Here is a 19120-nt window from a genome sequence, read left to right as displayed (position 1 = left end):
GTTCTGGTCGGATAGGCATCGCTTATGGCTGGAACTGAACAGTGCTTGCACTAATACGGTGCGTCCAGGCCTGTATGCCCTTGGCGGGTATCAACGCCGCCAGCAACGATCAAGCCATAGCAAAGGCTTATGGTTGAGACACAGAAGGGCTGGCCTGGCTCTTGCTAAAGCTTATGGGCAGCCCCCCTTTGTTGAGCAAGAGCATCGCCACCGTGAACCTGCGTCGTTTGAAGTATTTCGTAAAACTCGTCGATATCGGCAGCATGACCCAGGCCGCCGATGTGCTGCATGTCGCACAACCGGCTCTCAGTCAGCAACTGGCCACGCTGGAAGCGGAACTGCAGCAACAATTGCTGATTCGGACCAAACGCGGCGTCACCCCGACCGAGGCAGGCAAGGTGCTCTATGGCCATGCGCAAATCATTCTGCGCCAGTGTGAACAAGCTCAGAGTGACATCAATGCCACGGGGCAGGCCTTGTCCGGGCAAGTGTCGGTCGGCCTGGCGCCAGGCACCGCCGCATCGACGCTGTCCCTGCCGCTGTTGCGCAGGGTGCGCGAGCGTCATCCGGGCATTCTGCTGTACCTCAATGAAAACTTCGGCACCACCTTGAGCGAGTTGATCATGAACGGCCGGATGGACATGGCCGTGCTCTATGGCGGGCGTGAAGTCCATGGCTTGAGCTTCGTCTCGCTGCTGCGCGAGCACCTCTATCTGGTGAGTGCCGACCCTGCTGTCAGCGCTCTCGACGAGATCCCTCTGGCTGACCTGGCGGACATGGACATGCTCCTGCCGCGTCCCTACAACGTCATGCGTCGACTGGTAGATGAAGCCTTCCTGCGCATCGGCTTGAGCGCAAGGGTGGTGGCTGAAATCGAATCTTCGATCACCCTGACCGCTGCGGTCGCCGAGCATTTCGGTTCGACGATCCTGCCCGAATCCTCGGCACGGGTGATGGTCGCCGCCACCTCGGTGCACATGTGTCGAATTGTCGAGCCCGAGGTCGAGGCGCCACTGGCCTTGTGTCTATCCGGGCACTTGCCGCTGTCGGTGCCGGCCCAGGCGGTCAAGGCGATCCTGCTGGAACTGGTCGCCGAGATGCGCGGCAGCCTGATCTGAGTGGTCATAAGGACGGCTTATCACCCCAAAGCCAAAGCGTCTTGGTCGTCTTTCGGCGGGCTCGCTACATTGACCCCATCCACTCAGACACGCTCGACAGGCAGGGGCCCTCGCATGGATTCAGAACGCATCAAGGGGTTGATCGATTTGCTCGCCGAATCCGATCTGCTCGAACTGAGTCTGACCGAAGGCGACAGTACGATTCGTCTTTTCAAGCAGGCTGGAACAGTCGTGGCAACCGAGGCGCAGGCCGATCCATTGCCGTTACCCACCGAGCAATCAGCGAAGGTGGCGATCCCGTCGGTGACGGCCACGGAGATCAAGGCCAGCCTTTACGGCGTGCTGCATCTGACGCCAGCCGCCGGGGAGCCACCCTTCGTGGTTGTCGGCGATCAAGTTGAAGCGGGACAAACCCTGGCGGTCCTCGAAGCGATGAAAATGTTCCACCCGGTCAAGGCCAAAACCGCCGGCCGAATCAGCGCGATCCTTGCCCAGAGTGGCGTCGAAGTCGAAGCCGGTCAGTCGTTGTTCCGACTCGGTTGATCCCACGCTCTTACGTTTTCAGGTGAATTCAATGTTCGACAAAGTGCTGATCGCCAACCGTGGCGAAATCGCCCTGCGCATTCAGCGTGCCTGCCATGGCCTGGGGATACAAACCGTGGTCGTGCACTCCGAGGCGGATCGCCACGCGCAGTATGTGCAAAACGCCGATCAGGCCCTGTGCATCGGGCCTGCATCACCTAGCCAGAGTTATCTGAACCAGGCAGCGCTGCTGTTCGCGGCCAAGGTCAGCGGCGCCCAGGCGATCCATCCGGGTTACGGTTTTTTGTCGGAGAACGCCGGGTTCGCCGAGCGCATCGAAGCCGCCGGCCTGACCTTTATCGGGCCGAGCGCGGCGTGCATTCGCACCATGGGCGACAAGGTCGCGGCTAAACGGGCAATGCGTGAAGCCGGCGTGCCCTGCGTGCCAGGGCCGGATTCGGTGATGCCGACTGACGATGCCAGCATCCAGGCGATTGCCCGTGAAATCGGTTACCCGGTGATCGTCAAAGCCGCTGGCGGTGGTGGTGGGCGTGGCATGCGCGTGGTGAAAGAAGAGGGCGAATTGCTCGACGCCATCGCCCTGACCCGTGAAGAAGCGCGGCTGGCCTTCGGTAATCCGGAACTCTACATCGAGAAGTTTCTCGGCCATCCCCGGCATGTGGAAATCCAGGTGTTATGCGATGCCCACGGCCACGCGATCTGGCTCGGTTGCCGCGATTGCTCGTTGCAACGCCGGCACCAGAAAGTCCTGGAAGAAGCGCCGGCGCCAGGCATCGATCCTGAGTTGATCGCCAAGGTCGGTGAACGCTGTGCGGCGGCCTGCCGGCAGATCGGCTATCGCGGCGTCGGTACTTTCGAATTTCTGTATGAGGACGGTGAGTTCTTCTTTATCGAGATGAACACCCGGCTGCAAGTCGAACACCCGGTGACGGAGATGACCACCGGCATCGACATCGTCCAGCAGCAATTGCGCATGGCTCGCGGCGAAGTGCTTGAGCTGCGCCAGCAGGACGTGCAACTCAACGGCCACTCGCTGGAATGCCGGATCAACGCCGAAGACCCAATCACGTTTATGCCGACGCCGGGACTGATTCAGCGCTGGGAAGTCCCCGGTGGCTTTGGTGTGCGGGTCGACTCCCACGTCACCACCGGTTACCGGGTGCCGCCGTACTACGACTCGATGGTGGCCAAGGTCATCACCCACGGCGCGACGCGCGAAGAGGCGATGGCGCGGATGCGCCTGGCCTTGAGTGAACTGGTCGTCGAAGGCATCTCGACCAATGTTCCCTTGCACCGCGACATTCTCGACGACCCGGCGTTCTGCGCTGGTGGCGTAGACATTCATCACCTGGAGCGCTGGTTGCAACTACGGAGTCCGACATGAGTATTGCTTCTGTATCGCTGCGTCCGCATATCAGCCTGCTCGGCTCGACCGCTCTATTGTTCGAGGCGCCGGGCGAGCTCGATCTGGCGTCGCAACAACGCATCTGGAGCCTGGCGTTGCAGGCTGGGGAATGGGCCGAGATCCACGAAGCAGTCCCCGGCATGAACAACTTGATGCTGACTTTTATCAAGCCGCCGCGAGACCTCGATCGGTTGTGCGAGCGACTGCTGGAGGCCTGGGAAACCAGTCAGCCGTTGCCACTGGAGGGGCGCATCGTTGAACTGCCGGTGGTCTACGGCGGCGAATTCGGCCCACACATGAATGACGTGGTGGCGCACACCGGGCTCGACATCGAGACCATCGCCAACCTGCATTGCGAGCCGTTGTACCCGGTGTACGCCTTGGGCAGCCACCCGGGTTATTGCTACCTCGGCGGCATGGATTCGCGCTTGGCCACGCCTCGACGCCAGGTGCCGGTGATCAGCATTGCCGCCGGCTCGGTGTCGATTGGCGGGGTACAGACCGGTGTGTCCGCCTCCGCCGGCCCCAGCGGCTGGAACACCATCGGCCGCACCGAGATGGCATTTTTTGACCCGACCCAAAACCCTCCGGCCATGCTCCGACCGGGCGATATGTTGCGCTTGCGTATCGAGAGGATCATTCGATGATCGAGATTTTATCGGCCACTGCCCTGGCCACCGTGCAGGATTTCGGGCGGTTCGGCAGCCTCGGTTACGGCGTCGGCACCTCCGGCGCGATGGACCATTTGGCGCTGGCGTTGGGCAACCTGTTGCTGGGCAATCCCGAGGACGCGGCGGCCATTGAAATCCCGCTGTTTCCGTTCGACGTACGGTTTACGCAGGACTGCGCCTTCGCGGTCACCGGTGCGGCTTGCGAAGCCACCCTCGACGGGCAGCCATTGCCACCGTCCTGGGTGATGCAGGCGCGGGAAGGTCAGGTGCTTGGCCTTGGCTTTCCGACTTCAGGCAGCCGCGCTTACCTGTGTCTGGCCGGCGGTGTCGACGTGCCGTCGGTGCTCGGCTCGCGCAGCACTCAATTACGCGGTGAATTCGGTGGCTTGCAGGGGCGAGCCTTGCAGCAGGGCGACCGGATTTCAGCGTTGCGTCCAGGCGTGAGTGCGCTGCCTACGGATTTCGGCGTGGTATCCCCGAATCAGGCGCTGGCGTTGCAACTCGATGGATTGCCGGCCATGCGCGTGCTGCCTGCGGCGCAATACGAGTGCTTTCTGGAGGAATCCCGGGCGGCATTCTGGTCTGGAGAATGGAAGGTCACGACCCAGAGCAACCGTTACGGCTACCGACTCGAAGGCGCGCCGATCTTGCCCAAAACGCCAATGGAAGTCCGCTCCCACGGCATCGTCCCTGGCGTGATTCAGGTGCCCCACGGTGGCCAGCCGATCATTCAGATGCGCGATGCGCAACCGAGCGGCGGTTACCCGAAATTCGGCACGGTGATCGAGGCCGACCTCTGGCGTCTGGGCCAGGCGCCGATTGGCAGCAAAGTGCGCTTTATCGAGTGCAGTTACGCCGAAGCTGTCGCAGCCCTGGAAGACAATTCGCGCTATCTCGCGGAGGTCAGCCGCTTGGTTGATCTTCACGGGCTGGCCTCGCGTTAAGGACATTCAGACATGACAAATCAGGAAATCCGCCAGTTGGCGGTGTGGCTCAAGGAGACCCACCTGGCTGGTGCGGAAATTCGTCGTCCGGGGCTGCATTTGCTGCTTAAGCGAGGTGTTGACGAAGTCGCGGCACCCATTCAAATCGCAACACCCATGGTGCCAAAGGTTACAGATGAATGGCTGTTGAAGACCCCCGTCCTCGGCCAGTTGTTGCTGACGCATCCGCAACAGAACGAGGTGCTGGCATCGGTCGGCAGTCGAGTGGAGCAAGGGCAACTGGTGGCGTTGCTTCAAGTCGGCGATCTGCTGTTGCCGATTCGCAGCCAGAAGGCCGGACGGCTGGCGGCGGTCTTGACCACGTGTGGCACGACCGTCGGCTATGGCGAGGCGTTCATGCGCCTGGAAGCAGCATGAAGAGTGAGGGCAAGTGATGAAGATTGATTTGAACGCTGATCTGGGCGAGGGCTTCGGCCCGTGGCGCATGGGTGAGGATGAAGCGTTGATGAGCCTGATTTCATCGGCCAACGTGGCGTGCGGCTTTCATGCCGGTGATCCGCTGATCATGGACAACACCGTGCGCCTGGCCAAGGCCGGCGGCATCGATCTGGGGGCCCATGTGGGTTTTCCCGACTTGATGGGGTTTGGCCGACGGCAGATGAACATCGAGCTCAAGGAACTGGCGACCTACGTGATTTATCAGCTCGGCGCACTGGCCGGGATGGCGGCGGTCAATGGCCATCGCATGACGCACATGAGCTTTCACGGCGCCCTGGGCAACATGGTCGCCGCCGATTCGGCGTTGGCAGAGCCCTTGGTCTGTGCGGTGGCGGCGTTTGATCCGACGCTGATCATCAGTTCATCGAGCAGTCGGGCCATTGAAAACGCCGCTGACAAATGTGGGCTGCGGGTCGCCACGACGTTTCTGGCCGACCGCGCCTATGACGATGACTGCCTGCTGGTGCCGCGCAAGGTGCCCGGCTCGGTGATCAAGGAACCGGCGGCCGTGTTGCAACGGGTTCGACAGTTGTTGGAGGAGGGCACGGTGACCAGCCTGAATGGCAAGCACATCGCGGTGCCGGCGCATTCGATCCTGTTGCACGGCGACACGCCTGGCGCCGTGGAACTGGCCCGCACCATCCGTCGAGAAATCGAGCTGGCGGGCGGTTCTATCACACCGATTTCGCAGCTGTTGGCGTAACGGTTGCAGGGGCATAAGCAGGGCTTATTGCCACACAGTCATTCCGTCTTGGTCCACGGCTTCAGGGCTGGATAGAGTCGAAGTCATCGCGATCACCTGAGTGATCCGCACACGTAATACGAGGACAGATACATGCCATTTTCAGATTACAAAACCGCGCTGGTGACCGGCGCCTCTTCCGGGATTGGCGCCGCTGTCGTCGAGCGTCTGTGTCAGGAAGGCGTACAGGTACATGCCTTGGCCCGCAGCGCCGACAAGCTGCAAGAACTGGCCGCGAAAACCGGTTGTATCGCTCATGCCATCGACGTCACCGACTTGGCCGGGCTGACTCGTCTGTTCGAAACCCAGCCGTTCGACATTCTGGTGAACAACGCCGGTGTCGACAAACCGGGCTCGATTCTCAAGGCCGACGCCGAAGGCATCGACTTGCTGATCGACGTCAACCTGCGTGCGGTATTGCACCTGGCGCGTCTGGCGTTGCCGGGGATGGTCGAGCGCGATTGCGGCCACATCATCAACATCAGTTCGATTGCTGCCGCGTACAACTTCGGCGGCAACTCCACGTACCACGCGACGAAAGCCGCCGTGAGCATGTTGTCGCGGCAATTGCGCATCGATGCCTTTGGCAAGCGGGTGCGGGTCACCGAGATCTGCCCAGGGCGAGTGGCCACTGACATCTTCGCCCATGTCCACGGCGATTCCGAAGAAACCTACAAACGCTTCGTCGAAGGTTTCGAGCTGCCACAGGCCAAGGACATCGCCGACGCCATCGCGTTTGCGATCGCCGCACCGATTGCGGTCAACGTCGGACACATGGAAATCACCCCGACCCTGCAAGTGCCTGGTGGTCTTTCGACAGCCCGTCCGCAGGATTACCAGGGCTGAGCTCCCCTGCGAAAGACGCCTGCCAGAAGAACGGAACAATCCGTCATGCCGTACCCACGCCACGCCTGTCGCTGGCGACTTATTTCTGCCCTAGCCCAATGCCGATAGGGATTGACCATGAAGCATGACTTCGATTTGGCCGCGGTTCTGCAAGGCGAATATGCCGAGCTGATCGTCAAGGGCATCGAAACGACACTACAACTGGCGCTGTTCGCCTGGCTGCTGGCAATGGCCCTGGCGCTGTTGCTGGTGACCGTGCGCCTGACCGGCAACAAGCTCGCTGATCGTCTGGTGGCCGGTTACGTGTCCTATCACCGCAACGTGCCGACGCTGGTGCAATTGATGCTCTGGTACTTCGGTGTGCCGACCTTGTTGAGCGAATCCACTCAGCTGTGGCTGGCGAACTACAGCACCGAATACCTGTTCTCGGTGATTGCGCTGGGACTGTGTCAGGCCGCGTATTTCTGTGAAGACATCCGCAGCGGTTTGCGCGCCATTCCGGCAGGGCAGGCCGAAGCCTCCCGGGCACTCGGGTTGGGGTATGTACGCTCGATGCGCTATGTGATCCTGCCGCAGGGCGTGCGTAATTGCCTGCCATCGCTGATCAATCACACGGTGCTGTTGTTCAAGAACACCAGCCTGGCGATGGCCATCGGTGTGGTCGAGTTGACCTACGCCACCCGCGAGGTCGAGAACTACACCTTCCGCACGTTCGAGTCCTATCTGGTCGCCACGGTGTTTTACCTGGTCTTTTCACTGTTGTTGATGGGGCTCGGCGCGCTATTGGCGCGACGCTTCAACAAAGCGCTGGCGAGGTAGACGAAGATGTTCGATCTCTTTTCGATTGTGCAGCAGAACTGGACTTTGTTTCTGATCGGTCAGTACCCGCACGGCCCGTTGGGTGGCTTGGCCAGTACCCTGATTCTGGCGGCACTGGCGCTGATGCTGGCGTTCCCGTTCGGGCTGCTGCTGGCACTGGCCCGGGTTTCCCCGTGGACCGGGTTGCGCTGGGCAGCGACGGTCTGGGTCTATGTGCTGCGCGGTATTCCGCTGCTGATGGTGATTTTCTGGACCTACTTCCTGGTCCCGTTGCTGATCGGCCACAACATCACCGGGTTCGTCACGATGCTGTGCACCCTGGTCATCTACCAAAGCGCCTACCTGTGCGAAATCATTCGCGGCGGCATTCAGGCGTTACCACCGGGCCAATACGAAGCTTCCCGGGCGCTGGGTCTCGGATATCTGCGCACGACGATCTGGGTGATCTTGCCGCAAGCGCTCTACAACTCGTTGCCGAGTCTGATCAGCCAGTTCATCTCGATCATCAAGGAAACCTCGCTGGGTTATGTAATTAATGTCCAGGAAGTGACCTTCGCCGCCAACCAGGTCAACAACCAGTTGCTGACCAAGCCGTTCCAGGTGTTTTTCATCCTGGCGATCATCTACTACCTGCTCTGTTTCGGCCTGACCCATCTGGCTGGCTGGGTGGAACGCCGTATCGCTCGCAAGCGTCTGGGCAACGGCGGTCCGGCCGTGGCCGCCGACCCCTTGCTGGCCATCGATAATTGAAGAGGGTTGCGCCCATGCATCCAATGATCATGTTTTCGAATATCAACAAATGGTACGGCGAGTACCACGCACTGACCGACATCACCGCCGAGGTGAAGCCCGGTGAAGTGGTGGTGTTGTGCGGTCCGTCAGGGTCCGGCAAGTCGACGTTGATCCGCACGGTCAATCGCCTGGAAGACATTCAGGAGGGTCAGATCCTGTTCGACGGCCAGGATGTGCACGGCACCGATGCGCACATCAATCGGTTGCGCAGCCGGGTGGGCTTTGTGTTCCAGAGTTTCAACCTTTTCCCGCATTTGTCGGTGTTGGAAAACATCACCCTGGCACCCAGCAAAATCCGCAACCTGAAAGGTTCGGCTGCCAAGCAGCAGGCCATGCAATTGCTGGATCGGGTCGGGCTGGCGCACAAGGCCGGCGCCTATCCGGCACAGCTCTCCGGTGGTCAGCAGCAACGGGTGGCGATCGCCCGGGCGCTGGCGATGGAGCCGCCGGTGATGTTGTTCGATGAACCCACCAGTGCGCTGGACCCGGAAATGGTCGGCGAAGTGCTGAGTGTGATGAAGGGCTTGGCCAAGGAAGGCATGACCATGATGTGCGTGACCCACGAGATGAACTTTGCCCGTGAAGTCGCCGACACCATCTGGTTTATGGACGCGGGTCAGATTCTGGAAAAGAGCACGCCCGAAAGCTTCTTCAATCAGCCCGCGCACCCGCGCGCGCAACGCTTTATTGCCGACCTGCGCGCTCATTGAGCCGCAGCGGTTTTGCTCACTCTGCCATCCGACTTTCCCATTCCCGGAGTTTTTCCATGCGTATGAAGCATCTGTTTGTCACGCTGGCGTTAGGTCCTTTGGCTGTTGCGGTTGCGCAGGCCGATCAATTGAGCGACATCATGGCCAAGAAGTCATTGAGCTGTGGGGTGTACGCCGACGTGCCACCGTTCTCGGCCCCTGATCCGAAAACCCGTGAACTGGTCGGGATGGACGTCGATTTGTGCAAGGCCTTGGCCAAGACCATGGGCGTCGAGCTGGAGCTCAAACCGCTGTCCGTCGAAGCGCGGATTCCTGAGGTGAAAATGGGCCGCGTCGACGTGATCTTCGCCAACCTGGCCTACACCAAGACTCGCGCCGAACAGATCCAGTTCAGCGACCCGTACTACATCGCCAAGGAAACCCTGGTGGTGCGTGCAGTCAACGCCGATCAGCCGAAAAGCTTCTTCAAGGACAAGCGCATCAGTTCTACCAAAGGCTCGACCTCCGAGCAGTCGATCCGTCTGGCCGGTGCTACGCCGGTGACGTTCCAGGACACCGGCTCGGCCTACATGGCCTTGCAGCAAAACAAGGTTGTGGGTCTGGTGACCAACACCATGACCGCGTTGAAACTGGTCGGCCAGGCCAAGGAAAGTGGCGTCGAACTGGCACTGGCCAAGGAGCCGATGGCGCTTGAGCCCATTGGCGCCGGCATGCGTCGGGATGAGCCGGCGTTTCTCGCCAAAGTCAACGAATCCTTGGCATCGATGGAGAAGGCTGGGGAGATCGATGCGATCTGGGACCGATGGATCGGTCCGAACACTGCCTACAAAATGGTGCGTGAGGACAAGGTGCAAAGCCTCAGCAGTTTGAAGTTCGATCCCTTGCCTTGAGCGTGGTGAGTTGTTGCGCGGAAATCTTCTTGAACGATGAGTTGTCCACTTGAAAACTCAATCCCGATGAATGTCTGTTATGTGGTCTAACTAAAAAATTTGACTAATCCCTGCGCATCGGGGAAGGCCGGAATCTGATAAGGGTTCCGGTTTTTTTATGCCCCTCCATTAGCCTTCGAGAATCTTCCTCTGATTAAGCTCAACGATTTGTGATCGGCATAGCTTTTATTCGAGCGCAGAGATAGCCAAGAAGATCCCGGATAGCTTAAAAAACTGCATAGTACCGATACGTTGGAATGCCGATTAGAAGCCGTCAAAGATATTTTTTGAATGTTGCGGCGGTGATCGCCATTGTCACTCCAAGTAACACGGCGCAAGGCAGAAACACAGCCATAGGGTTAAGCGAAAAGGGGATAGATAAGTAAATGATCCAGGGCACGACTAACAGTGGCACCACTGCTCGCTTGACGCGGTGATAAACAAAGCTGCTTTCCCGTCCAGCACCAAACTTGCGCAGGTCACGGCGCATCAAGCCATCGACAAAACCAGTGAACATGGCCAGCAAGAACAGCGGCGTGGCCAGGACCAGAATGGTCAGGCGCACCACGAAGGTGAAGATGACATACACCGCCGCCAGTACAAAGTCCTCGATACTCACGTAGAGCTGGTTGATCAAGCTCCGGAAACCGGTGCCCTGACTCGCCACTCGCGCCTGCTGGGCAAAATCCGCGAAGCCAGTCTTGACCAGCAGCCACTGATTGAGGAAATCCAGCCACTGGACAATCGTCGGCCCAGGCTGTTGGATGAGAAGTGAAGATTTGAAGTGCTTGCTGAGCCAGCCCAATTCACTGGTAAACATGGCCTGACTATGCAGCCAGCCCTGATCACCCCAGAACAACAGCAAACCGGCGAACTCGATGAGGATCGAAAACAGCAACGAGGCGATCAGCAAACCGATAATGCGTAAACCCAAGCCAATCGCCGAGACGATTAATCCCGGGCGCTGGATCGGTTGTGGTGGCGTGTTCTGGGCGGAAGTCGCCATCGTTCACTCCATTGCGCGCTGCAGAGTTGATGTGGACACGACGCCTGCCGAATACGTGTTTGCTGGATCGGAACCTTTGGCGGGGGCGGGCTACCCCACCTGATCCAGATCGAAGTGTGTTGTTGGGCCACCACCACTGGCGCTCCACCATTGCCCCGCCTGCGCGTTGTAGGTGGCCCGCATTCGCTGGGTGAGCTCCTGCAGGTCCTTGGGCATGGCGTCGTCGTTGGAGGGTTTTGGCAACGGCATGCGGACTTTCCAGAGCTGCCCACCGGCCTGGAAGGAGAACATTTGCCCCTTGGGCAAACTGACGATATGCGCAGGCTCGATCAGCGGCACACTGGTGCTGCTGACCCGGTCCTGTGAGGACGAGGTGAAGTCCGTGTTGGCCTCAGGATCGGAGGTGTCGGTGGCACCCGACACCAGGGTCTTGGTCAGCACGTTAACCTTGGGTAACTGCTGGGTGAGTAGCTCCGCGGTCGCGGTTTCGCGCACCCGCAGCATCTGCAGGGTGTTGAAATTGCCAATAACCTGGCCAGCCTTGGCGCGGTTGCCGATACGCGCTTCGATATCGCTGAGGGTCTGGGTGTAGGCGGTTACCTGGATACCGGCACCGCCGCCTTTATTGATCAGCGGGATGAATTCATCGCCCATCAACTCGTTGAACTCATCGGCGTGCAGGTTGATCGGCAACTTGTCACTGTTGTTGCCCGATAGGGGCAGGCCATGGTCGATGCCGTGTTTGTAGATGTGTCCGGCGACCGAGACCAGGTCGGCGAACATGGAGTTGCCCACGGCAGCGGCGACCTCGGCATCGGTCAGTGCATCCAGGCCGACGTAGACGATGCCGCGTTTCCGGATGATCTGCATCCAGTCGAAGATCGGTCGTGGGTCATCCAGATCGGTGTAGTTGGGGGCCAGTAACTGGGCGGTCTTACCGGTGGTGAGTTTCTCCAGCAGTGGCAGCAGCGAGGCGACAATCTTGTCGAAATAGGTGCGGTCATACCGCACTGCAGAGCGCAGTCCGTCCAGTACCGGATCAAATACCCGCTTCATCGCCAGGTACTGCTCGATGGCCACCACGCGCTTTTCGCGCCCGATCATATGCCGGGGAATGTTTTTCTCGGTGAGCTTGCCTTCAAGTTGGACGATCACTTCCCACGCTTTCGGATCAGTCTTGGCGAAAAACTGCTGGGCGTATTCGATGAACAGTGCATCGATGTTGACCACATGTCGCTGGATCTGCAGGTAGTCCGGACGCCGACCCAACTCGATCAATGCGCGGGCGATGATGTTGACGAAACGCCAGGCGAACTCACGGAAGGCCGCAGAGTTCCCTTCGCCACTGAGTTGCCCAGCAATGCGTGACGCCACTTCCGAGATGCGACCGAAGCGTCCCACGGCGTTGTAGCGGGCGGAGATTTCTGGCCAGCCCAGATGGAAGACATAAAACTCCTTTTCCCGACCAGCGCGTTTGGCTTCGACGTACATGCGCTTGAGCAGGTCGGCATCGCCCTTCGGATCGAAGACAATCACTACCTCGTGTTCGACACGGTGTATGTCCTGGGTGATATACACCTCGGCGAGCCGCGTCTTGCCGACGCGGGTCGTGCCGAGCACCAGGGTGTGTCCGACCCGTTCGCCCAGCGGCAGACTGACTTCCGTTTCGTTGGGTTCGATCCCATGCAACAGCGGCGAGCCACCGACCGGGGGCAAAGGGCGCAACGGATTGAAGGCACTGTCCCAGGAGGTGACACGGGCCAATGTCGAGAGCGGAAACGGTGCATGCTCCAGGCGCCGTTCGAGTCCACGGACCAGGCGGTAACTAGTCGGTTGGTCGACATAGTGAGCGACCGCCGGATCCTGGGCCTCGACCAAGCGCTGGGTGTGCAAGCGGGTCCAGCGAAAGCCGCGCCCCATAAACAAACGCTTACGGCTGACCGGAATCTGCCGACTGGTCAGTTCGTAGCGGGGCAGCCGGCGGATATTGCGCCGATAACGCAGCACCTCCCAGGCTTGTCGCAGCCGGATAAGGCCGAACAGGGCATAGGCCAGCGCCGCAACCAGACCGATCTCGGGTGAGAGGGCCACAGCCCAGGGCGAGTACACGCACAGCACCGCGGCGGCGATGCAGATCGCTACGGTGTACAGCTCCACCGCTGGCCGGAGCTTGGACTCCATCGCATGCTCGGCCATGGCCCGGACTCACTGTTCCAGTGAGATGGCAGTGATCAAAACGGGGTAGTGCTCAATCTGCAGGCGAGTGGCGATGTCGTTGCCGTTGACCGGCAGGATGGTGATGCCTGGAGCGGCTGCTCGAATTCGGGTCAGGGCTTCAGTATCGGCCACTTCGACGGCGAGGCCGGCCGCACCCATTTCCTGCAGTTCAGCCGCGCGTTGACGCAACCAAATCAGTGATTGGGGATCCTCACCGACCAGGAAGAATGGCCGCAAATCCGGCATGTTCAGGGCGCGAGACGTGATCTGGCCGGGGCTCAACCGAGAACTGCGGACGGGCAGTATCCAGGCTTCATCGGCAAACGTGGACAGGTCCGCATGCATGGCCCGATCAGGCAGGATCTGGTTGTTTATGGGCGGCCTGGCAGCTTGAGAATGGGGTCGAGTGAAGTCGCTAGGCTGACCCCCGGCTACGGTCAATTGCGGCTGGGCGAACGGTGCCACGAGCAGGATGCAATAACAGGTAAGGGATATTCGCTTCATGGTGGTGTGCCTTGTTCGACGGAAGTCAGCAGCCGTGCGAGTTGCCGGGAAAAGCCGGCGCGGTAGCGCGCGGCCGGCGCGCCGCCTGCCGGGCGGTGATAGCGTCCGGCCGCCGACACCCAATCACCGGTGGCGGCGTGATGCTTCTGCAACAGCGCGGCGGTCACCGCGAGATTTCGATAGGGGTCGAGGGCTTCGCAGGGACTGGAAAAACGTTGTCCGTGGTAACCCAGGTTGGTTTGCCCGAGTCCGACATCGACCCGCTTGGCGTCATGTCGGGCGAGCGCCTGGAGCAAGGCGTGACAGGCGGCCTGGCGAGTGGTGAAGCGGTAGGGGGTTCCGGCGATGTTCAGGGTCCAAGGCCAGGGCAGCAGTCGACCACGGACGCGGATACCACTCTCCTGCAAGGCAATCGCGAACAGCACCATAGAAGGGATGTCGGCGTCATGCGCCGCCAGTTGGTAGGCTGGCGGCGGAAGCTCCTCGGCCTGAGCCGCCAGCACCGCAAACATCAGCGTAATACCACTTAGTCGAGGCGTTGCCATTGTCCATTCACCTGTTGAAATGTGGCAGGCAATGGCCCCGGGGCACCCAGGCTGAACCAGCGACCACGGTCATGGTTCAGGGTGATCTGCCTGCGTTGAACTCTGGTCGGGTCGATGTCTGCTTGCCGAGCCCAGCTACGGACGCGTTCATCCTCGCCTTGGCTGCCCACCAGGTAGATATCGAACGCCGTATCACTGCTTTGCAGACGCTGCGCTTCAACGGTGCACGCCGGGCAGTGGTCCTCCACAAACAGGGCCTGGCGCGGCACGAGCGATGAGCTGGCAGGGGATGGGGATGCCATGCCCTGGATCGGCAGCAGCCCTGGAAACAGCTTGGCCCAGGCCGTGGTGTAAGCGTTTTGGTAGGCCAATTCGCGTTCGGCGCGTTTGGCTTCCAGTGCTACCTGTAATTCGGCATAGCGCTGGCGCTCTTGGTCGGTCTGGGCCTCGACTCCGAGTGCGGTCAGCGGATCGAGGTTCGGGCTCCAGAAACCGCGTGGACCGGCTTGGATCTGTTCGAAGCGCGTCCACTCCTGCTCCGTCAGCCCCCAGCTTGCCGCCTGTTCAGAGTGAGAGCGCCCCAGCGGAGCGGACTGCGTGTCTTGGATCTGTGACTGTGTCGTGATGGGGTTAGCCATCGCAGCGCCGGTGATTAGTAGCGAAACGAGACAGGCGACGGAGGGCAGTAACGCTTTGTTCATGATCGCTTCTCAAGGGAGGTGCACGGTCTGGTCTGGCTGAGCGGCCACCGCGAAGATAGCTGAGTTTGGCTCCAGCACTTTCAGGTGCCAGGCGCCGAGCTGCTCGCCGCTATGCAGCAGACGAACATCCCTGAGCGAGCGACTGTCAGGAGGTGCGACTGCCAAAAAGCGCTCACCCCCGCGGGACTCGACACTCAACACTGAGAACGGTGGCGAGAGCGGGGGAGGTTTAGGACGAGCCGTCTGTTTCGGTTTGGTCGCGGAAGGCGTCGGTGGTGGTGAGGATGGCTTTGTCCTGAGGTCCAGGAGCTGCTGCTCGACCTGTTCAAGGCGTGCTCGTAGCGCAGTCATGTCCGCCGCGGTGGCGCGGGCTGCCAGACCGTCGCGCAGTTCCTGTATTTCTTGTGCCCACTGATCCAGCATCGGATCGAGGGTATTGGCCTGTTGCTCACCGGTATCGACCATCTGCTTCAGGTCTTTCAGCGCGTACTGCAGCTTCTCTTGTGCGTCCTTCAGCGCGCTTGAATCACGTTGCAGGGAGTCCAGAGTTTGTAGGCGTTGGGTGTCCGTGCTCTGTAGCTCGGCCATACGCTGATACTGGTTATACAAACCACCGCTCAGACCGGCGACTGTCAGGCAAAGCAGCCCAATGATGAGGGTTTGAAACGTTGAGGCTTTCATTGACGCGCCTCCGATTGATGGGGCGAGACTGGTGTGATTAGCATGCCGCTGGCATTAGTTTTCTGCTGTTCGAAGCAGACCGAACGGCTGACCTCATCGGTCGTGAGTTGCCAGGCGGGTCCAGCCAGCACCTGTAGCGCACTGCGCAAAGAGATCGGGCCGAGCCGGTAATGGGCTGCGGGCAGAGACCGGGTAAAAAGCACCTTCACCGACGCGGAAACTGGACAGAGCGAATAGCCCGAGCGCTGCAATACGTACTGCAACGCATCCTGCACCGAGGGACTCAGGCTGGACGGGATGCTCACATCAATGATTTGAGCGAGAAGATCGCGTTGTTCCGTGGTGGGTTTGGTGCTGACCAGCGTATAGCGGCCATAGCGGAGTTCTGTCGGATGCTTTCCTTCGACTGTGCCCCTCGAAAGCTGTGCCCGATTGGAGCCACTGTCGATCTCTGGATGGGCCGGCAATGGAGTGGGGATTTGCGCGGTGCAGGCGCTCAACAAACCCAGCAGGCAGACAGGCGTGAAAAAACGCTCCATGGAAAAAACCTCATGTCAGATTCAGTGCTGAACCTGACATGAGGTGAAGGAGCGATTCAGTGAGAAAGTTGATTCAAAGCTGGTCGTGTTAAAGCTGAACGTGTTGCTATTCATCAAAAATGGCGAGCCCATCCAAGACGACAGCGTCGGGGTCGAAGATCAACAATCGCACATCCGCCAATGCCGCCAGATACAGTACGTTGACCAAGGCTTCCGGTGTGCCGGCGTCGAGCTGCTCTTGTCTCAAGCTCGAATAACCATTGCCCTCAATGTTCAGCAAGTTCTCGTCCGTCCATGGCGTGCCGATCAGTTTGCAACCGATGCCGTGGCAATCCGCCAATGTGAACAGCTCGAACAAGAGGCCGGTTTGCCTCAGCGCGGAGTCACTGACCCACTCCTCCAGACACAGCATCGTTTCTTCAGGAAGGTGTGCGGTACTGATTTCCCAGGCTCGACTGTAGTGTCCCGTTTCGAAGCTTAGGCGATGGACCATGGCTTGGGCTTCTTCCAGGGAGTACAGGTCGCCGACGTGACACCGCTCGTTAAGCATTTCGCCTATCACGGCGTAGATCACTTGGCGCACCAGCCCGGTGGACGGGTAGCGTTCATCCAACTCCTCCGGAATGAATTGGCCTTCGCTGATCAAGGCGAAATCGTCATTGAACAGGCAGGGGAACAGCTGCAGCTCATCGTCGGGCAGATGGGCCTGTGAGTCGTGTACGGGGCGAAAGCAGGGAGGGCAGTCGTCTTCGTAGGTGATCAGTAGCAGCCGTTCGATATGAAGGTCGTCGTAGCCGCGAGCAAATGGATTGGAGGCCGCCAGCAGAGCAGGGGCTTGGGGTGTGGGGTTCATGAGCGTTCTCCAGATGAAAATGAACAAGGCGCCCGAAGACGCCTGTGAGGGTTAAAGCCAGCCGTATTCGGCAAGGGAGAGCGGACGACCTTCACCCACGATGAAGTGATCTAGTACGCACACGTCGATCAAGGCCAAGGCCTCTTTCAATCGTGCGGTCAAGACGCGATCCGCTTGGCTGGGTTCCGTACACCCTGAGGGGTGGTTGTGAACAAAAATGGCGGCCGCAGCGTTATGCGCTAGGGAGCGCTTAACGACTTGGCGGGGGTAAACGCTGGCGCCATCAATGCTGCCGTGAAAGAGGACTTCGAACGCCAGCACCCGGTGCTTGGCATCGAGAAAAATTACACCGAAGACTTCATGCTCTTGTTGTGCAAGGTGCAGTTTTAGGTATGAGGCCACAGAGTCAGGCGACGTCAGGCTAGGGCCGCGGGCGAACAGCCGACGATCCAGAATATGCAGCGCTTCGTCGATCACCTGGTTTTCTTGGACGATACGATCAGTCTCGAAATCCGAGGTTTCAATCAGTGTGAGTTGGGTGCTCATGGCGGTACCTCCGAAGGGAACAAACAGGGGTGCACGCCCGAGGGGAGTGGTGTCCCCGAGGTGGATATAGAGTCGCGGGCGTTAGCCGATGGCGCGCTGTTTACAGCCGAGTGAATCGGTGGCGTTGACCGTGTAGGGGGGAGTCACAACTGTCGCAGGGCAATGGGGAAAAGGCTCTTATTCCCCAACCGGCTTCGGGATCGAAGTCGGCACTGATGGGCAGCAACCGAACTAGCCCATGATTGATACCGGCGATGCGTTTCTCGATCTCATCCGTCGTGTCGTAGAGCGATAACGTGCTGTAGTCCTCGTAAGCAGCAGCGAACAGGCAGTCGTCGCAAAGCCAGAAGGACTCCATGTGGATTCTCCTGTGCGGATTGAAGAAAAGGCGCTCAACGGAGCGCCTTGATGAGGAACATCGTGGACTGTTCAGGCGGACTGAACGGTACGGGTGGCATCACGGCGGGCCGTGCGGGGAGTGGGTGAAGATTCAGGTTCGACCTGAGCTTCTGTTGGGTTTTCATTCTCCTCAACTTCGGCATCAGCCGATGGTGGGGATGACTCACTGGTGGGCGCTTGCTCAGCAGGTGCTGTTGCTTCCTGCCTGGCGGGCGCTTTGTACTCGAACGTGCCGTTGACCTTGATCCAGTCGATGAACAACAAACGACCTTTCAGACTGGCGCCCGGTTGGCCTTGTTTATCGCCTTTCTCGTAGAGAAACGGATCGATCCAGAGATCGCCGATACGGAACGACAACAAGACCTTTTTCTCGGCGTTGACGGCGTCCATATAGAGACGAATCAAACGTTCAGCTTCACCCCCAGCGACTTTACAGTCGAAGCGGGTGTACTCGACCGCATCGGAGGCACCGTGCAGGGCGGCGATATCGCAGGCCATGAATGGCTGGCCGCGGCGGACTTGTACTTCACGAACACGGTTGAGGTAGCCGATACCGACGGTATGCAGATTGAAGTAAGTGGTCGCTTCTTGGGATTGGTTGGCGTGGGCCATGGTAGTTCTCCTGTTTCAAGGGAAAACGGCGACGCACCGTCCCTGACGGGGAAGTGAGCCCCCGTCAGGGTGGGTAAGGTGAAGTTGAGCGATGAACGACTCTCCACCGGCAAGCCGATGACGAGCAGAACGATGCGTCTGGGGGAGTAACGGTGCAGCAGATGAATGTCTGCGCTGGTGATCCGCAGGCATGGGGTAGTGGGCATTCATCACCGCTGAAACGGTAATCGCGCGAGCTTCCGAACGCTGATCGCACTTGGGTAAACCACCACGAATGTGGCGTAGCCTTGAAGGTTCAAGCTACCTGGGCTGGGCTGTCAACGACAGCGAACCACGCCCTTTATATAAGCCTGTCACAGGGGAGCGTCAAGGCGCTGCAACCCGATTTTTTACGCCTGGAATACGGTAGCAGTCACTGGAATGAAAAAATGAAGAGTAGGCCTGACGAGGCGCCAGGCGAGGAACAGAAAAGCCACCTTTGACGGTCTTACGCAGTCACA

Annotated in this window: 23 protein-coding genes; 12 read left to right on the top strand and 11 right to left on the bottom strand. The window is 59.6% G+C overall.

Annotation, left to right across the window (positions count from 1 at the left end; all coding sequences use genetic code 11):
* Positions 1-212 precede the first annotated feature (212 nt).
* From nac to DK261_RS18005, 12 genes are all read left to right on the top strand, one after another.
* Positions 213-1118 carry a nitrogen assimilation transcriptional regulator NAC gene (nac, locus tag DK261_RS18060; RefSeq protein WP_081363196.1) on the top strand — a complete coding sequence of 302 codons (906 nt, stop codon included), beginning with the start codon at positions 213-215 and terminating at the stop codon, positions 1116-1118.
* Between the two features lie 114 nt (positions 1119-1232).
* The gene (locus DK261_RS18055) at positions 1233-1661 is read left to right on the top strand and encodes an acetyl-CoA carboxylase biotin carboxyl carrier protein subunit (RefSeq protein ID WP_081360922.1); all 429 of its coding nucleotides are present in this window, start codon (positions 1233-1235) and stop codon (positions 1659-1661) included.
* A gap of 31 nt (positions 1662-1692) precedes the next feature.
* Positions 1693-3045 (top strand): acetyl-CoA carboxylase biotin carboxylase subunit, encoded by a 1353-nt coding sequence (accC, locus tag DK261_RS18050; RefSeq protein ID WP_081360924.1) that lies wholly within the window; start codon positions 1693-1695, stop codon positions 3043-3045.
* Positions 3042-3713 carry a 5-oxoprolinase subunit PxpB gene (gene pxpB, locus DK261_RS18045; protein WP_081360925.1) on the top strand — a complete coding sequence of 224 codons (672 nt, stop codon included), beginning with the start codon at positions 3042-3044 and terminating at the stop codon, positions 3711-3713. Before accC ends, pxpB begins: the two co-directional genes overlap by 4 nt.
* On the top strand, positions 3710-4681 hold the full coding sequence (locus DK261_RS18040) for a biotin-dependent carboxyltransferase family protein (protein ID WP_081360927.1): 972 nt from the start codon (positions 3710-3712) through the stop codon (positions 4679-4681). The genes pxpB and DK261_RS18040 overlap by 4 nt, the downstream gene beginning before the upstream one ends.
* A 12-nt stretch (positions 4682-4693) precedes the next feature.
* The gene (locus DK261_RS18035) at positions 4694-5098 is read left to right on the top strand and encodes a biotin/lipoyl-containing protein (protein ID WP_081360928.1); all 405 of its coding nucleotides are present in this window, start codon (positions 4694-4696) and stop codon (positions 5096-5098) included.
* A gap of 16 nt (positions 5099-5114) precedes the next feature.
* Positions 5115-5882 carry a LamB/YcsF family protein gene (locus DK261_RS18030; protein WP_081360930.1) on the top strand — a complete coding sequence of 256 codons (768 nt, stop codon included), beginning with the start codon at positions 5115-5117 and terminating at the stop codon, positions 5880-5882.
* 132 nt (positions 5883-6014) lie between these two features.
* The gene (locus DK261_RS18025; RefSeq protein ID WP_007935474.1) at positions 6015-6767 is read left to right on the top strand and encodes an SDR family oxidoreductase; all 753 of its coding nucleotides are present in this window, start codon (positions 6015-6017) and stop codon (positions 6765-6767) included.
* 117 nt (positions 6768-6884) lie between these two features.
* Positions 6885-7586, top strand: a complete 702-nt coding sequence (locus tag DK261_RS18020; RefSeq protein WP_081360932.1) for an amino acid ABC transporter permease — start codon at positions 6885-6887, stop codon at positions 7584-7586.
* A gap of 6 nt (positions 7587-7592) precedes the next feature.
* The gene (locus tag DK261_RS18015; RefSeq protein ID WP_081360934.1) at positions 7593-8336 is read left to right on the top strand and encodes an amino acid ABC transporter permease; all 744 of its coding nucleotides are present in this window, start codon (positions 7593-7595) and stop codon (positions 8334-8336) included.
* A 23-nt stretch (positions 8337-8359) separates the two neighbouring features.
* Positions 8360-9088, top strand: a complete 729-nt coding sequence (locus DK261_RS18010; RefSeq protein ID WP_172834900.1) for an amino acid ABC transporter ATP-binding protein — start codon at positions 8360-8362, stop codon at positions 9086-9088.
* 56 nt (positions 9089-9144) lie between these two features.
* The gene (locus tag DK261_RS18005) at positions 9145-9978 is read left to right on the top strand and encodes an ABC transporter substrate-binding protein (RefSeq protein ID WP_081360935.1); all 834 of its coding nucleotides are present in this window, start codon (positions 9145-9147) and stop codon (positions 9976-9978) included.
* A gap of 313 nt (positions 9979-10291) precedes the next feature.
* Here DK261_RS18005 and DK261_RS18000 read toward each other — a convergent pair whose 3' ends face one another.
* The 11 genes from DK261_RS18000 to DK261_RS17950 all read right to left on the bottom strand — a co-directional run bounded on the left by DK261_RS18000 (position 10292) and on the right by DK261_RS17950 (position 18620).
* A complete protein-coding gene (locus DK261_RS18000) occupies positions 10292-11023 on the bottom strand; it encodes a TIGR03747 family integrating conjugative element membrane protein (RefSeq protein WP_081360937.1) in 732 nt (243 codons plus the stop codon).
* 90 nt (positions 11024-11113) lie between these two features.
* Positions 11114-13219: a type IV conjugative transfer system coupling protein TraD gene (gene traD / locus DK261_RS17995; RefSeq protein WP_081360939.1), complete on the bottom strand. Its 2106-nt coding sequence runs from the start codon at positions 13217-13219 to the stop codon at positions 11114-11116.
* A gap of 9 nt (positions 13220-13228) precedes the next feature.
* Entirely contained in the window at positions 13229-13744 is a 516-nt protein-coding gene (locus DK261_RS17990) for an integrating conjugative element protein (protein ID WP_081360940.1), read from the bottom strand.
* A complete protein-coding gene (locus DK261_RS17985; protein WP_081360942.1) occupies positions 13741-14289 on the bottom strand; it encodes a lytic transglycosylase in 549 nt (182 codons plus the stop codon). The genes DK261_RS17990 and DK261_RS17985 overlap by 4 nt, the downstream gene beginning before the upstream one ends.
* Positions 14271-14990: a TIGR03759 family integrating conjugative element protein gene (locus DK261_RS17980; protein WP_081360944.1), complete on the bottom strand. Its 720-nt coding sequence runs from the start codon at positions 14988-14990 to the stop codon at positions 14271-14273. Before DK261_RS17980 ends, DK261_RS17985 begins: the two co-directional genes overlap by 19 nt.
* Before the next feature lie 9 nt (positions 14991-14999).
* Complete coding sequence (locus DK261_RS17975) at positions 15000-15671, bottom strand: chemotaxis protein (RefSeq protein ID WP_081360946.1); 672 nt, start codon at positions 15669-15671, stop codon at positions 15000-15002.
* Complete coding sequence (locus tag DK261_RS17970) at positions 15668-16210, bottom strand: PilL N-terminal domain-containing protein (RefSeq protein WP_081360948.1); 543 nt, start codon at positions 16208-16210, stop codon at positions 15668-15670. The genes DK261_RS17975 and DK261_RS17970 overlap by 4 nt, the downstream gene beginning before the upstream one ends.
* Positions 16211-16316: 106 nt before the next feature.
* Positions 16317-17063, bottom strand: coding sequence for an ABC transporter substrate-binding protein (locus DK261_RS17965; RefSeq protein ID WP_081360950.1), 747 nt, complete (start codon positions 17061-17063; stop codon positions 16317-16319).
* Between the two features lie 51 nt (positions 17064-17114).
* Positions 17115-17609, bottom strand: a complete 495-nt coding sequence (gene radC / locus DK261_RS17960; RefSeq protein ID WP_081360952.1) for a DNA repair protein RadC — start codon at positions 17607-17609, stop codon at positions 17115-17117.
* Positions 17610-17709: 100 nt separating this feature from the next.
* Entirely contained in the window at positions 17710-17967 is a 258-nt protein-coding gene (locus DK261_RS17955) for a hypothetical protein (protein ID WP_081360954.1), read from the bottom strand.
* Positions 17968-18038: 71 nt separating this feature from the next.
* Positions 18039-18620, bottom strand: a complete 582-nt coding sequence (locus tag DK261_RS17950) for an STY4534 family ICE replication protein (protein ID WP_081360955.1) — start codon at positions 18618-18620, stop codon at positions 18039-18041.
* Positions 18621-19120: the final 500 nt, after the last annotated feature.

This window comes from Pseudomonas sp. RW409 (genome assembly GCF_003184125.1).
In the GTDB taxonomy this organism is placed as follows: domain Bacteria; phylum Pseudomonadota; class Gammaproteobacteria; order Pseudomonadales; family Pseudomonadaceae; genus Aquipseudomonas; species Aquipseudomonas chlororaphis_I.
The sequence above is the reverse complement of the archived record's forward strand: the minus strand, read 5'-3'. Positions and strand labels throughout refer to the sequence as shown.

Coding starts and splice junctions, on each gene's coding strand:
- DK261_RS18035 (WP_081360928.1), top strand. CDS start 4,694: ATGACAAATCAGGAAATCCGCCAGTTGGCGGTGTGGCTCAAGGAGACC.
- radC (WP_081360952.1), bottom strand. CDS start 17,609: ATGAGCACCCAACTCACACTGATTGAAACCTCGGATTTCGAGACTGAT.
- DK261_RS18025 (WP_007935474.1), top strand. CDS start 6,015: ATGCCATTTTCAGATTACAAAACCGCGCTGGTGACCGGCGCCTCTTCC.
- DK261_RS18040 (WP_081360927.1), top strand. CDS start 3,710: ATGATCGAGATTTTATCGGCCACTGCCCTGGCCACCGTGCAGGATTTC.
- DK261_RS18005 (WP_081360935.1), top strand. CDS start 9,145: ATGCGTATGAAGCATCTGTTTGTCACGCTGGCGTTAGGTCCTTTGGCT.
- DK261_RS17970 (WP_081360948.1), bottom strand. CDS start 16,210: ATGGAGCGTTTTTTCACGCCTGTCTGCCTGCTGGGTTTGTTGAGCGCC.
- DK261_RS17975 (WP_081360946.1), bottom strand. CDS start 15,671: ATGAAAGCCTCAACGTTTCAAACCCTCATCATTGGGCTGCTTTGCCTG.
- DK261_RS17990 (WP_081360940.1), bottom strand. CDS start 13,744: ATGAAGCGAATATCCCTTACCTGTTATTGCATCCTGCTCGTGGCACCG.
- pxpB (WP_081360925.1), top strand. CDS start 3,042: ATGAGTATTGCTTCTGTATCGCTGCGTCCGCATATCAGCCTGCTCGGC.
- DK261_RS18015 (WP_081360934.1), top strand. CDS start 7,593: ATGTTCGATCTCTTTTCGATTGTGCAGCAGAACTGGACTTTGTTTCTG.
- DK261_RS17965 (WP_081360950.1), bottom strand. CDS start 17,063: ATGAACCCCACACCCCAAGCCCCTGCTCTGCTGGCGGCCTCCAATCCA.
- DK261_RS17950 (WP_081360955.1), bottom strand. CDS start 18,620: ATGGCCCACGCCAACCAATCCCAAGAAGCGACCACTTACTTCAATCTG.
- DK261_RS18020 (WP_081360932.1), top strand. CDS start 6,885: ATGAAGCATGACTTCGATTTGGCCGCGGTTCTGCAAGGCGAATATGCC.
- DK261_RS18055 (WP_081360922.1), top strand. CDS start 1,233: ATGGATTCAGAACGCATCAAGGGGTTGATCGATTTGCTCGCCGAATCC.
- DK261_RS17985 (WP_081360942.1), bottom strand. CDS start 14,289: ATGGCAACGCCTCGACTAAGTGGTATTACGCTGATGTTTGCGGTGCTG.
- DK261_RS17980 (WP_081360944.1), bottom strand. CDS start 14,990: ATGAACAAAGCGTTACTGCCCTCCGTCGCCTGTCTCGTTTCGCTACTA.
- traD (WP_081360939.1), bottom strand. CDS start 13,219: ATGGCCGAGCATGCGATGGAGTCCAAGCTCCGGCCAGCGGTGGAGCTG.
- accC (WP_081360924.1), top strand. CDS start 1,693: ATGTTCGACAAAGTGCTGATCGCCAACCGTGGCGAAATCGCCCTGCGC.
- DK261_RS18010 (WP_172834900.1), top strand. CDS start 8,360: ATGATCATGTTTTCGAATATCAACAAATGGTACGGCGAGTACCACGCA.
- DK261_RS17955 (WP_081360954.1), bottom strand. CDS start 17,967: ATGGAGTCCTTCTGGCTTTGCGACGACTGCCTGTTCGCTGCTGCTTAC.
- DK261_RS18000 (WP_081360937.1), bottom strand. CDS start 11,023: ATGGCGACTTCCGCCCAGAACACGCCACCACAACCGATCCAGCGCCCG.
- DK261_RS18030 (WP_081360930.1), top strand. CDS start 5,115: ATGAAGATTGATTTGAACGCTGATCTGGGCGAGGGCTTCGGCCCGTGG.